Raw genomic sequence first — 12,866 nt, forward strand, 5'->3', positions numbered from 1 at the left:
GAGGGGCGGCGGGCGCGGGACGGCCCGTTCCCGAGGGGGGAGGGATCAGTCGGCCGGCGGCTCGAACTTCGAGGTCCGCCTCAGGCCGGCGGCCCGGCCCTTGCCCGCGATGACCAGCGCCATCTTCCGGCTGGCCTCGTCGATCATCTCGTCGCCGAGCATCGCCGAGCCCTTCCTGCCGCCCGCCTCGGAGGTGAAGTACTCGTAGGCGTCGAGGATCAGCTCGGCGTGGTCGTAGTCCTCCTGGGAGGGCGAGAAGATCTCGTTGGCGGCCTCGACCTGGCCCGGGTGGAGCACCCACTTGCCGTCGAAGCCCAGGGCGGCGGCGCGCCGGGCCACGTCGCGGAACCCGTCCACGTTGCGGATCTGGAGGTACGGCCCGTCGATCGCCTGGAGGTCGTGGGCGCGTGCCGCCATCAGGATGCGCATCAGGATGTAGTGGTAGGCGTCGGCCGGGTAGCCCGGCGGCTGCTCGCCCACGACCAGGGACTTCATGTTGATCGAGGCCATGAAGTCGGCCGGGCCGAAGATGATGGTCTCCAGCCGGGGCGAGGCCGCCGCGATCTCGTCGACGTTCACCAGGCCCTTGGCGTTCTCGATCTGCGCCTCGATGCCGATGCGGCCGACCTCGAAGCCCATCGTCTTCTCGATCTGGGTCAGCAGCAGGTCCAGCGCCTTCACCTGGGAGGCGTCCTGCACCTTCGGCAGCATGATGCAGTCCAGGTTGGGACCGGCGCCCTCGACGACCGTGACCACGTCGCGGTACGTCCAGTGGGTCGTCCAGTCGTTCACCCGCACGACCCGGGTCTTGCCCGTCCAGTCGCCCTCGTTGAGGAACTTCACGACGGTGTGGCGGGCCTCGGGCTTGGCCAGCGGCGCGCAGGCGTCCTCCAGGTCCAGGAAGACCTGGTCCGCCGGGAGGCCCTGGGCCTTCTCCAGGAAGCGCGGGTTGCTCCCGGGCACGGCCAGGCAGGAGCGGCGGGGACGCAGGCGGTTCACGCCCGCGCCGGCGGCCGCTGCGGAGGAGTCGGTGGTCATGCGGGGACCTCCAGGGGGTCGAGCTTGTTCGCTGTGCGGATCTCGTCGACGATACGGCCGACGATCTCCGTGATGCCGAAGTCCTTCGGGGTGAAGACCGCCGCGACTCCGATGGAGCGCAGCGCCTCGGCGTCGGCGGGCGGGATGATGCCGCCGACGATGACGGGCACGTCCCCCGCGCCCGCCCGGCGCAGCCGGTCCAGCACGTCGGGCACCAGCTCCGCGTGGGAGCCGGAGAGGATCGACAGCCCGACGCAGTGCACGTCCTCGGCGACGGCCGCCGAGACGATCTGCTCGGGCGTGAGCCGGATGCCCTGGTAGACCACCTCGAAGCCCGCGTCGCGCGCCCGTACGGCGATCTGCTCGGCGCCGTTGCTGTGCCCGTCCAGACCGGGCTTGCCGACCAGCAGCCGCAGCCTGCCGCAGCCCAGCTCGGCGGCCGTGGCCTCCGCCTTCGCGCGCACGGCGGCGAGCGCGGAGCCCTCCTCGGCGGGGACCGCCACCGGCGCCGAGCTCACCCCGGTGGGGGCCCGGTACTCGCCGAAGACGTCCCGCAGCGCCCAGGCCCACTCCCCGGTGGTCACCCCGGCGCGGGCGCACTCCAGGGTGGCCGGCATCAGGTTGACCTCGCCCGCGGCGGCCCGCTTCAACTCGGCCAGGGCCCGCTGGGCGCGGTCCTCGTCCCGCGTCTCGCGCCAGCGGTGGAGCGAGGCCACCACCTGGGCCTCGACGGCCGGGTCCACGGTCATGACGGCCGTGTCCAGGTCGGCGGTGAGCGGGTTCGGCTCGGTGGACTCGAAGCAGTTGACCCCGACGATCTTCTCCTCGCCGGACTCGATGCGGGCCCGGCGCTCGGCGTGCGAGGCGACCAGCCGCGACTTGAGGTACCCGGACTCGACGGCCGCCATGGCGCCGCCCATCTCCTGGATGCGCTCGATCTCGGCCCACGCGCCCTCGGCGAGCTCGGCGGTCTTGGCCTCGACCACGTGCGACCCGGCGAACAGGTCGTCGTACTCCAGCAGGTCGCTCTCGTGGGCGAGGACCTGCTGGATGCGGAGCGACCACTGCTGGTCCCAGGGCCGGGGCAGACCCAGCGCCTCGTTCCAGGCGGGGAGCTGCACCGCGCGGGCGCGGGCGTCCTTGGAGAGGGTGACGGCCAGCATCTCCAGCACGATCCGCTGGACGTTGTTCTCCGGCTGCGCCTCGGTCAGGCCGAGCGAGTTGACCTGGACGCCGTAGCGGAAGCGGCGCTGCCGGGGGTCCTCCACGCCGTACCGCTCACGGGTGATCCGGTCCCAGATGCGGGTGAAGGCCCGCATCTTGCACATCTCCTCGACGAAGCGGACGCCCGCGTTGACGAAGAAGGAGATGCGGGCGACCACGTCGCCGAACCTCTCCGGGGGCACCTGCCCGGAGTCCCGCACGGCGTCGAGGACCGCGACGGCCGTCGACATGGCGTACGCGATCTCCTGCACGGGGGTGGCCCCGGCCTCCTGCAGGTGGTAGCTGCAGATGTTGATCGGGTTCCACTTGGGGATGTGCGTCACGGTGTAGGCGATCACGTCGGTGGTCAGGCGCAGGGAGGGGCCCGGCGGGAAGACGTGCGTCCCGCGCGAGAGGTACTCCTTGACGATGTCGTTCTGCGTCGTCCCCGACAGCCTGGCGACGTCCGCGCCCTGCTCCTCGGCGACCACCTGGTACAGCGCCAGCAGCCACATGGCGGTGGCGTTGATGGTCATCGAGGTGTTCATCCGCTCCAGGGGGATGTCCTTCAGCAGCCGCCGCATGTCGCCGAGGTGGCAGACCGGCACCCCGACCCGGCCGACCTCGCCGCGGGCGAGGACGTGGTCGGGGTCGTAGCCGGTCTGCGTCGGCAGGTCGAACGCGATCGACAGCCCGGTCTGCCCCTTGGCGAGGTTGCGCCGGTACAGCTCGTTGGACGCCTCGGCCGTGGAGTGGCCGGCGTAGGTCCGCATCAGCCAGGGGCGGTCTCTTTTTCTGTGTTCACTCGCCTCCGGGCTCCCCCGGCCACCGCTGGGAGGGGACCCCATTGATCCGGTGTCGACGGGGTTCGCCGCACGGTCGCTCGTTCCTCGCTCCCTCCTCCTCACCCCTTTCGACGCCGGCGCGCCCTTCGGCTCGTTCACGCCCGACGGGGTGGCCGGGGCGGGGCGTCCGGGGGTGGCGGCCTGTGGTTCGGTCACGCCCGAGGGGGTGGACGGCGAGGGGGAACCGGACGAGGGGGTGGAGCTTCTCGACGCGCTCGCGTCACGGGGTTCGGCCATGGGGCGACCTCACACGTTCCGGAAGCGGTTGATGGCGGGGAGATGCTTGGCGCGCGTCTCCGGGTCGCGCACGCCCAGGCCCTCCCGCGGGGCCAGGCACAGCACGCCGACCTTGCCCTGGTGGACGTTGCGGTGGACGTCGTGGGCGGCCTGGCCGGTCTCGTGCAGCGGGTAGGTCTTCGACAGCGTGGGGTGGATCTTCCCCTTGGCGATGAGGCGGTTGGCCTCCCACGCCTCCCGGTAGTTGGCGAAGTGCGAGCCGACGATCCGCTTGAGGTTCATCCACAGGTAGCGGTTGTCGTAGCTGTGCATGTAGCCGGAGGTGGAGGCGCAGGTGACGATGGTGCCGCCCTTGCGGGTGACGTAGACGGAGGCGCCGAAGGTCTCGCGGCCGGGGTGCTCGAAGACGATGTCGACGTCCTCGCCGCCGGTCAGCTCGCGGATGCGCGCCCCGAAGCGCTTCCACTCCTTCGGGTCCTGGGTGTGCTCGTCCTTCCAGAACCGGTAGCCCTCGGCGGAGCGGTCGATGATCGCCTCGGCGCCCATGGAGCGGCAGATCCCGGCCTTCTTCTCGCTGGAGACCACGCAGATCGGGGTGGCGCCGCCGGCCAGCGCGAACTGGGTGGCGTAGGAGCCCAGGCCGCCGGAGGCGCCCCAGACGAGGACGTTGTCGCCCTGCTTCATCCCGGCGCCGTTGCGGGAGACGAGCTGCCGGTAGGCGGTGGAGTTCACCAGGCCCGGCGCGGCGGCCTCCTCCCAGGTGAGGTGGGCGGGCTTGGGCATGAGCTGGTTGGACTTCACCAGGGCTATCTCGGCCAGGCCGCCGAAGTTGGTCTCGAAGCCCCAGATGCGCTGCTCGGGGTCGAGCATGGTGTCGTCGTGGCCGTCGGCGCTCTCCAGCTCCACCGACAGGCAGTGCGCGACGACCTCGTCGCCGGGCTGCCAGGCGTTGACGCCGGGGCCGGTGCGCAGCACCACGCCGGCCAGGTCGGAGCCGATGATGTGGTACGGCAGGTCGTGGCGCCTGGCCAGCGGGGAGGTGCGCCCGTAGCGCTCCAGGAAGGCGAACGTCGGCAGGGGCTCGAAGATCGAGGTCCACACCGAGTTGTAGTTCACGGAGCTGGCCATGACCGCCACCAGGGCCTCGCCCGGGCCCAGTTCCGGCACCGGCACCTCGTCCAGGTGCAGGGACTTGCGCGGGTCCTTCTCGCCGGTGGTCAGGCCGGCGAACATCTCGGTCTCGTCCTTGTGGACGGTCACCGCGCGGTACGACTCGGGGAGGGGGAGGTTCTCGAAGTCTGCGGGCGTGCTGTCCGACGCGAGGATCGCGTCCAGGATTTCCTTCACGTGGGCCTCCGGCGAGCGTGTCGGGACGCTTGAGGGGTCGCTGGGGTCTGTCTGGTTCTCGGTGAGCTGCTGGTGCCGTCGGTTCGGCGGTGGTGCTGCGGCTCGGCGCGGTAGCGCTGAAGGCCTGTGACGCAGGCGTCCGGACGTACGGAGTGACCGCTGGGACAGTGCCCGGACACGGCTCACGTTATGGCACTGCGTGCCAGCAGACAAGACACTGCGTGCCAACAATTTCTCTCAGGTGGCATTCACCGTGCACGAATGAGCGCGTGCGGCCGTCTCGTCATGAGACGGCCGCACGCGCTTGTCGTGTTCCGTTGTTCCGTGTCGTTTCCTGTCGCCCCGTGCCGGGCTCGGCCGCTCTCGCGGGGCGCTCGCTGGGCGGGACCCTCAGCTCTGCCGCAGGGCCTGCTCGATCGTGCGCATGACCTCCGCCAGCGGAGCGCCGGTACGGGCCACCGCCACCAGCACCTCGTCCCCGGCGCCCCCGCCCCCGGCGGCCGTGGCGCCCGTCCGTCCCCGGGAGACCGGCCGGCCGGCGACGAAACCGGTGCCGAAGGTCCGCCGCACGACCGCGAAGGCCCGGTCGAGCTGGGCCTCCACGTCGCCCTCGCCGCCCGCGCGCAGCCAGCGCCGCAGCACGTGGTTGTGCGCGGTGACCACCGCCGACGCGGCGACCTCGGCGAGCAGCGGCTCGTCGAACCCGTCGTCGCCCTCCCGGTGGGAGGCGGCCTCGTCGAAGTGGCCCAGCAGGTAGCGCGTGAACAGCCGCTCGTAGCGCGACACGGAAGCGATCTCCCGCTCCCGCAGCGTGGGCACCTGGCGGGTGAGCTTGTAGCGCGCCACCGAGATCTCCGGGGAGTCCGCGTACATCCTCAGGACTTCCTTGATGCCCCGGCAGACGGTGTCCAGGGGGTTCTCGTGGGCGGGCGCCGCGTCCAGCACCGCCTTGGCGCGCTCCAGGGTGTCGTCGTGATCGGGGAAGATCGCCTCTTCCTTGGAGCGGAAGTGCCGGAAGAAGGTACGGCGGGCCACGCCGGCCGCCGCCGCGATCTCGTCGACCGTGGTCTCCTCGTAGCCCTTGGTGGCGAAGAGCTCCATCGCGGCGGCGGCCAGCTCCCGACGCATCTTCAGACGCTGGTTCGGCACGTGCGGACGGGCGGGTTTCACGGGCTGGGACATGTGTGGAACGTTACACGGAGCCCTGCGTCCCGCGGACGCTCCACCGGGCTCCAGCAGCCCGCCCCACCCGGGGTCCGCGTGGGGCGGGAAGGCCGGGACCGCCGGGATCACCGCCCCGCGTACTCGCGGAAGCCCCGCCCGGTCTTGCGCCCCAGGCAGCCCGCCGCCACCAGGTGCTCCAGCAGCGGAGCGGGGGCCAGGCCCGGCTCGCGGAACTCCCGGTGCAGCACCCGCTCGATCGCCAGGGACACGTCCAGCCCGACCACGTCGAGCAGTTCGAACGGGCCCATCGGGTAGCCGCCGCCGAGCTTCATGGCGGTGTCGACGTCGTCCATGCTCGCGTAGTGCTCCTGCACCATCTTGACCGCGTTGTTCAGGTACGGGAACAGCAGCGCGTTGACGATGAAGCCCGCCCGGTCGCCGCAGTCCACCGGGTGCTTGCGGATCCTCCCGCACACCTCGCGCACGGTGGCGTGGACGTCGTCGGAGGTCAGCACGGTGCGGACCACCTCGACCAGCTTCATCGCCGGCGCGGGGTTGAAGAAGTGCATGCCGATCACGTCCTGCGGGCGCGAGGTGGCGCGGGCGCAGGCGACCACGGGCAGCGAGGAGGTGGTGGTGGCCAGCACGGCGCCCGGCTTGCACATCCCGTCCAGCGCCGCGAACAGGCCCTTCTTGACCTCCAGGTCCTCGGCCACCGCCTCGACCGCGAGGTCGACGTCCGCCAGCGCGGACAGCGAGCCGGCCGGGGTGATCCGGGCCAGGGCCGCGTCGCGGGCCTCCTCGGTCATCCGCCCCTTCCGCACCGACCGCTCCAGCGAGGAGGCGATCCGGGCTCTGGCCTTCTCCGCCTTCTCCTCGCTCCGCGCGGCCAGCACCACGTCGTAGCCCGCCTTGGCGAACACCTCGGCGATGCCGCTCGCCATGGTGCCCGACCCCGCCACGCCGACGGAGCGCACCTCGCGCGGCGTCCCGGAGGTCCCGCCCGCACGGGGCGTCAGGTCGTCCGGCACGACGGCGGACGAGCCGGGCGCCTCGTAGGTGTAGAAGCCGCGTCCGGCCTTGCGGCCCGTCAGACCGGCGGCACTGAGCTGCCCCAGGATCGGCGCGGGAGCGTGGAGCCGGTCGCGGGACTCGGCGTACATCGCCTCCAGCACGGTGCGGGCGGTGTCGACGCCGATCAGGTCCAGCAGGGCGAGCGGACCCATGGGCAGCCCGCACCCCAGCCGCATCGCGGCGTCGATGTCCTCACGGGTGGCGTACCGCGACTCGTACATCGCCGCGGCCTGGTTGAGGTAGCCGAACAGCAGCCCGTCGGCGACGAAACCGGGCCGGTCGCCGACGGCGACGGGCTCCTTGCCCAGGTCGTGGACGAGGTCGGTGACGGCGGCGACCGCTTCGGGGGAGGTCAGCACGCTGGAGACGATCTCCACCAGCCTCATCGCCGGCGCGGGGTTGAAGAAGTGCATCCCCAGCACCCGCTCGGGGCGCGCGGAGTCGGCGGCGAGCCGGGTGACGGAGAGCGCGTTGGTGCCGGTGGCGATGACGGCCGACGGCTTGACGATGCCGTCCAGCGCGGTGATCACCCGGTGCTTGAGGCCGTAGTCCTCCGGGACGACCTCGACGACCAGGTCGGCCTCGGCGGCCGCCTGGAGATCGCCGAAGGCGCGGAAGCGGGCGAGGGCGTCCCGCCGCTCCCGCTCGGTGATCCGCCCGCGCTCCACGGCGCGCGCGGTGGACGCCTCCAGGGCGGCGACGGCCCGGCGGGCGGCGTTCTCGTCGGTGTCGATGCCGATGACCTCGCGGCCCGAGCAGGCCAGGACCTCGGCGATGCCGGTGCCCATGGTGCCGAGGCCGACCACGGCCACGGTGGGAAAGGTGGGACGGTCCATCACGGGACTCCAGGGGAGGAAGAGACGGTGACGACTGCACGGGGAGATGCAGAGGAGGAAGAAGGGGCGGGCGCGACCGCGCCGGCCCGCGCCGTACGCGAGGCGTGCCGCGGGCTGTGCCCCGGGCGGAGACGGCCCTGTCCCGGGGCCGTGCTCGGACCGCGTACGTGCGTGCTGAACCGACTGCACACGGACGGCCGCGTCACCAGACCGTCCGGCTGAGCGGGGGTGCCGCTCCGATGAGCAGGCTAACCAGGGGGTAACAAGAACGCCAGTGGGTAGACCGCTTCCGGGGATGTGGCACGGGCCACAGGGAGGGAGCACGGACGTGGGACGGGCCGACGCGGTGGACGGCGAACAGGCGGCACGGCTGAGGGCCGAGGCCGAACCGGCCGAGTTCGAGAGGCTCCTGGCCCTGGCCCGGCAGGACACCCCCGCCGCCCGCGACGCGCTCGCCGCCGAACTCACCGCCCCCGCACGCCCGTTGTGGGCCCGGGAACTGGCCGCCTGCGCCCTCGGCCGGGCCGGCGACCGCCGCGCCTTCGAGACGCTGGTCTTCCTCCTCAACCACCGCGACCCGCCCCGCTGCGCCGCCGCCGCCCGCGCCCTGCTCCTCCTGGACGACCCGCGCACCGCCCGCGCCGCGGCGGCGCTCGCCGACAACGAACTGCGCACCGCCTACGCCCTCCACCCCGTGAGGCTGCTGGCCGCCCTGCGCGCGCCCTCCTCCGCGCCGGTGCTGATCCGCGTCCTGGACCGGCTGCTGGCCGGCCCGGTCCACCACTGGCCGGTGGCCCGCGCCTGCGTGGAGGGGCTGGGCACGCTCGGCGACGCCCGCGCCCGGCTGGTGCTCCTCGCCGCCCGGGAGCACCCTCAGCTGCGCGCCGCGGCCGACGAGGCGCTGCGCCGGCTGTGAACCGGCCCGCCCCTCACCGCAGTCCGCGCACCACCTCGCCCAGGACGGCCACCGCCTCGCCGATCTCGCCCGGCGTCCTGGCCGCGTATCCCAGCACGAGCCCCGGCGGGGACGGCAACTGGGTGTGCCAGGACAGCGGGTGCGTCTTCACGCCCCTGGCGAGCGCGGCCGCCGCGAGATCGGTGTCGGCGAACGGCGGGTCCGCGGCGGATCCGGAAGGGGAGCCCAGGACGACCGTCAGGTGCAGCCCCGCCGCGGCGCCGTGGACGACCGCACCCGGCAGGTGGGCCCGGACCGCCGCGACCATGGCGTCCCGGCGCCGGCGGTGGCGGCCCCGCAGCAGGCGCAGATGGCGCTCCAGCTCGCCCGACGCCATCAGCCGCGCCAGGGTGAGCTGCGGCAGGGCGGCGTTGCCCAGGTCGGCGTACCGCTTGGCGTCCGCCAGCGCGTCCCGGTACCGCGGCGGGGCCAGCACCCAGCCCACCCGCAGGGCGGGAGCCAGCAGCTTGGAGACGCTGCCGGAGTAGACGACGTGGTCCGGGAGCATCGACTTCAGGGCGGGCACCGGGGGACGGTCGTAGCGGTGCTCGGCGTCGTAGTCGTCCTCCAGGACCAGCCCGCCCCCGGCGGCCCACCGCATCAGCTCGCGGCGCCGGTCACCGCCGAGCACCACACCGGTGGGGAACTGGTGGGCCGGGGTGAGCAGGACGGCCGGGGCGCCCGTGGCGCGCAGCGCGCCGACGCGGATCCCGCCGCCGTCGACGGGGACCGGCGGGGTGGCGAGCCCGCGGGCGTTCAGGTGCATCCGCGCACCGAGCGACCCGGGGTCCTCCACGGCCATCTCGCGCACCCCCTCGTCGTGGAGGACCTGAGCGAACAGGGTGAGCGCCTGGGCGGTGCCGGAGACGACCAGCACCTCGCCGGGATCCGCCCGCACCCCGCGGTTGCGGGCCAGCCAGTCCACGACGGCCAGCCGCAGCGCGGGCACCCCGCGCGGGTCGCCGTACCCCAGGTCGGAGGGGACCAGCCCGTCCAGGGCCCGGCGCTCGGCGCGCTGCCAGGCGGCCCGGGGGAAGGCCGCCAGATCCGGGGTGCCGGGGGTCAGGTCGAGCCGCGCGGGAACCGCCCGCAGCCGGTCGAAGACGTCCGGGCCGGGCGCGGCGGCGAAGACCTCCTCCGGCGACGGCGGCCCGGCGGGCCCGGGGGGCGGCGGGGGAGCGGGGATTCGGACGGGAGCGGCGACCACGACCGTCCCGGCGCGCCCGCGCCCGGCGACGTGCCCGTCCTCGCCCAGCCGCCGGTAGGCGTCGGTGACCACCCCCCGGGACACGCGCAGCTCCGCCGCCAGCACCCGGGTGGCGGGCAGGCGGCTGCCCACCGGCAGACGACCGTCGAGGATCGCCTGCCGCAGCCGCCGGGCCAGCCAGTCGGACAGCCCGCCGGGCGGCGCCTCGCGGATGTCGAGCTGGAGGAAGTCGGCTCCGGCGGCACCGTCCCGCACGGCCTCGTCCCGCACCGTTCTGGACCTGTCGATGGAGGTTCCATTGGCTCTGTCCACCGGGCCATTGTGGAACCAGAGTGGGACGCGCGGGCACCGGACGGGCACGGGCCGTCCGGGCCGGAGACGAGGAGAAGGGCAAGATGACGGTCGAGTACGTGCACGGCTACTCCGCGCGGGAGACCCGCCGGCTGAGCGACCAGGCGGACACCCTGGCGGCTCTGCTCCACGAGGGCACGGCCTACCCCGCCGGCAGCCGGGTGCTGGAGGTCGGCTGCGGGGTCGGCGCCCAGACGGTGCACCTGGTCGCCAACAGCCCCGGGGCGCGCATCACCGCGGTCGACGTCGACGTCGACTCCCTGGAGCGGGCCCGGGCCAGGGTGGCGGACCGGCATCCCGGCGCCCGGGTGGAGTGGCACCGCGCCGACCTGTACGACCTGCCGTTCCCGAACGGCTCCTTCGACCACCTCTTCGTCTGCTTCGTGCTGGAGCACCTGCCGGAACCGGAGCGGGCGCTGCGCAGGCTGCGCCGCCTGCTGCGGCCGGGCGGCACGGCCACCGTGATCGAGGGGGACCACGGGTCGGTCGTCTTCCACCCCGACAGCCCCCACGCCCGTGCCGTGATCGACTGCCAGGTGCGCCTCCAGGCCGCGGCGGGCGGCGACGCGCTGATCGGCCGGAGGCTCCAGCCGCTGCTGACCGCCGCCGGATACGGCGATGTCGCGGTGCGACCGCGGACCGTCTACGCCGACCGGACACTGCCCGAGACGGTCGACGGCTTCGTCCGCGACACCTTCATCCCCCTCTTCGAGGGCGTCGGGGACGAGGCGGTGCTCAGGGGACTGGCCACCGAGGAGGACTGGCGGCGGGGGATCGTCGACCTGTACCGGACGGCGGAGGACGGGGGGACCTTCCACTACACCTTCTTCAAGGCCACCGCCGTCAACCCGCCGCTCCGTACGGCCCGGTGACGCGGGGCGCCCGGTCGGCGCCCCCGCCCGCGGCGGATCGCAGCCCCTGCCGCGCCGGACGGCGCGCCGTGGGTTCCGGCGCCGGACGCACCGGATGCCCGGCCCCTCCCGGAGGGGCCGGGCATCCGGTGGCGTGCCGCCGGGGGATCAGTGGGCGTCGGCGAGCCGCCCGGCGAGCCTGCCGTGCATCTCGGCGCTGGCCTCGTTGAGCCCGGTGATGGTGACCTTCTTGCCGCGGGCGGCGTACTTGGTCTCGATCGCGTCCAGGGCGGCCACGGACGAGGCGTCCCAGATGTGGGCGCCGGTCAGGTCGATGACGACGTGGCCGGGGTCGCCGGCGTAGTCGAACCGGTGGACCAGGTCGTTGGAGGAGGCGAAGAACAGCTCGCCGGTGACGGCGTGGACGACGGTCCTGCCGTCGGGGTCGACGACGGAGGTCACCTCGGCGAGGTGGGCGACGCGGCGGGCGAAGACCATCATGGCGGTGATGACGCCGGCCACCACGCCGATGGCCAGGTTGTGCGTGGCGACCACCACGGCGACGGTCACGGCCATCACGCCGGTCTCGCCGACGGGCATCCGCCTGAGGGTCCTCGGGTGGACGGAGTGCCAGTCGAAGGTGGCGAAGGAGACCAGGACCATCACCGCGACCAGGGCGGCCATCGGGATGGTGGAGACCACCGGGCCCAGGACGACGACCAGGATCAGCAGGAAGACCCCGGCGAGGAAGGTCGACAGCCGGGTGCGGGCGCCGGAGGTCTTCACGTTGATCATGGTCTGGCCGATCATCGCGCAGCCGCCCATGCCGCCGAAGAGGCCGGTGACGACGTTGGCGACGCCCTGGCCGATCGACTCGCGCGTCTTGTCGGAGCGGGTGTCGGTGATGTCGTCCACCAGCTTGGCCGTCATCAGCGACTCCATCAGCCCGACCAGCGCCAGCGCCAGGGCGTAGGGGGCGACGGTGGTCAGGGTGTCCACCGTGAACGGCACGTCGGGCAGGCCGGGGGCGGGCAGCGCGGAGGGCAGCTCGCCCTTGTCGCCGACGGTGGGCACCGCGATGCCGGCGGCCACCGTGATCGAGGTGAGGACGACGATGGCCACCAGCGGGGCGGGCACCACCGTGGTGATCCTGGGGAGGAGCACCATCAGGGCCAGGCCGCCGAACATCAGCGGATAGACCGGCCAGGGCACGCCGGTGATCTCCGGCACCTGGGCCATGAAGATCAGGATCGCCAGGGCGTTGACGAAGCCGACCATCACGCTGCGCGGCACGAAGCGCATCAGCTTCGCCACCCCCAGCGCGCCCAGCGCGATCTGCATCAGGCCGCCCAGGATGACGGCGGCGACCAGGTGGCCCAGCCCGTGCTCGCGGTTGAGCGGCGCGATGACCAGGGCGACCGCACCGGTGGCGGCGGAGATCATCGCCTTGCGGCCGCCCACGACCGAGACCACCACGGCCATGGTGAACGAGGAGAACAGGCCGACGGCGGGGTCGACCCCGGCGATGACCGAGAACGAGATCGCCTCGGGAATCAGGGCCAGGGCGACCACCAGGCCGGCCAGCACCTCGGTGCGGAACACCTTCGCCGAGGACAGCCACTCGGGGCGGGAGAAGCGCGGCCTGGGGGCCGCGGCGGTATCAGCGGGCATGCGTCCGTTTCCGTTCGGGCGCGCGGACAACGGCGTGCGCGCGTCGTGCGCGACTCCGTCACCGGAGCGGGGCAGGGGGTGCGGCCG

General features: G+C 73.3%; 9 protein-coding genes. 2 read left to right on the forward strand and 7 right to left on the reverse strand.

The features are described from left to right. Window positions 1-45: 45 nt before the first annotated feature. The 5 genes from ABD358_RS23265 to ABD358_RS23285 all read right to left on the reverse strand — a co-directional run bounded on the left by ABD358_RS23265 (window position 46) and on the right by ABD358_RS23285 (window position 7,744). The gene (locus ABD358_RS23265) at window positions 46-1,038 is read right to left on the reverse strand and encodes an HpcH/HpaI aldolase/citrate lyase family protein (protein WP_344633070.1); all 993 of its coding nucleotides are present in this window, start codon (window positions 1,036-1,038) and stop codon (window positions 46-48) included. Then, a complete protein-coding gene (locus tag ABD358_RS23270) occupies window positions 1,035-3,089 on the reverse strand; it encodes a protein meaA (protein WP_344633071.1) in 2,055 nt (684 codons plus the stop codon). The genes ABD358_RS23265 and ABD358_RS23270 overlap by 4 nt, the downstream gene beginning before the upstream one ends. A gap of 243 nt (window positions 3,090-3,332) precedes the next feature. Beyond that, the gene (gene ccrA, locus ABD358_RS23275) at window positions 3,333-4,670 is read right to left on the reverse strand and encodes a crotonyl-CoA carboxylase/reductase (protein WP_344633072.1); all 1,338 of its coding nucleotides are present in this window, start codon (window positions 4,668-4,670) and stop codon (window positions 3,333-3,335) included. 390 nt (window positions 4,671-5,060) lie between these two features. Further along, entirely contained in the window at window positions 5,061-5,852 is a 792-nt protein-coding gene (locus ABD358_RS23280) for a TetR family transcriptional regulator (protein ID WP_344633073.1), read from the reverse strand. A 107-nt stretch (window positions 5,853-5,959) separates the two neighbouring features. Next, entirely contained in the window at window positions 5,960-7,744 is a 1,785-nt protein-coding gene (locus ABD358_RS23285) for a 3-hydroxyacyl-CoA dehydrogenase family protein (RefSeq protein ID WP_344633074.1), read from the reverse strand. Window positions 7,745-8,072: 328 nt separating this feature from the next. Between ABD358_RS23285 and ABD358_RS23290 the strand changes: the two genes are divergently transcribed. After that, a complete protein-coding gene (locus ABD358_RS23290) occupies window positions 8,073-8,660 on the forward strand; it encodes a HEAT repeat domain-containing protein (protein ID WP_344633075.1) in 588 nt (195 codons plus the stop codon). 13 nt (window positions 8,661-8,673) lie between these two features. Here ABD358_RS23290 and pdxR read toward each other — a convergent pair whose 3' ends face one another. Next, complete coding sequence (pdxR, locus tag ABD358_RS23295) at window positions 8,674-10,218, reverse strand: MocR-like pyridoxine biosynthesis transcription factor PdxR (RefSeq protein ID WP_344633076.1); 1,545 nt, start codon at window positions 10,216-10,218, stop codon at window positions 8,674-8,676. A gap of 20 nt (window positions 10,219-10,238) precedes the next feature. Between pdxR and ABD358_RS23300 the strand changes: the two genes are divergently transcribed. Further along, complete coding sequence (locus ABD358_RS23300) at window positions 10,239-11,129, forward strand: methyltransferase domain-containing protein (RefSeq protein WP_344633077.1); 891 nt, start codon at window positions 10,239-10,241, stop codon at window positions 11,127-11,129. A gap of 147 nt (window positions 11,130-11,276) precedes the next feature. On the opposite strand, the gene ABD358_RS23305 is transcribed toward ABD358_RS23300, so the two are convergent. Beyond that, window positions 11,277-12,779 carry a SulP family inorganic anion transporter gene (locus tag ABD358_RS23305; protein WP_344633078.1) on the reverse strand — a complete coding sequence of 501 codons (1,503 nt, stop codon included), beginning with the start codon at window positions 12,777-12,779 and terminating at the stop codon, window positions 11,277-11,279. Between the last annotated feature and the right edge of the window lie 87 nt (window positions 12,780-12,866).

The sequence above is a fragment of the Streptomyces glaucosporus genome (assembly GCF_039533345.1).
Lineage (GTDB): Bacteria > Actinomycetota > Actinomycetes > Streptomycetales > Streptomycetaceae > Streptomyces > Streptomyces glaucosporus.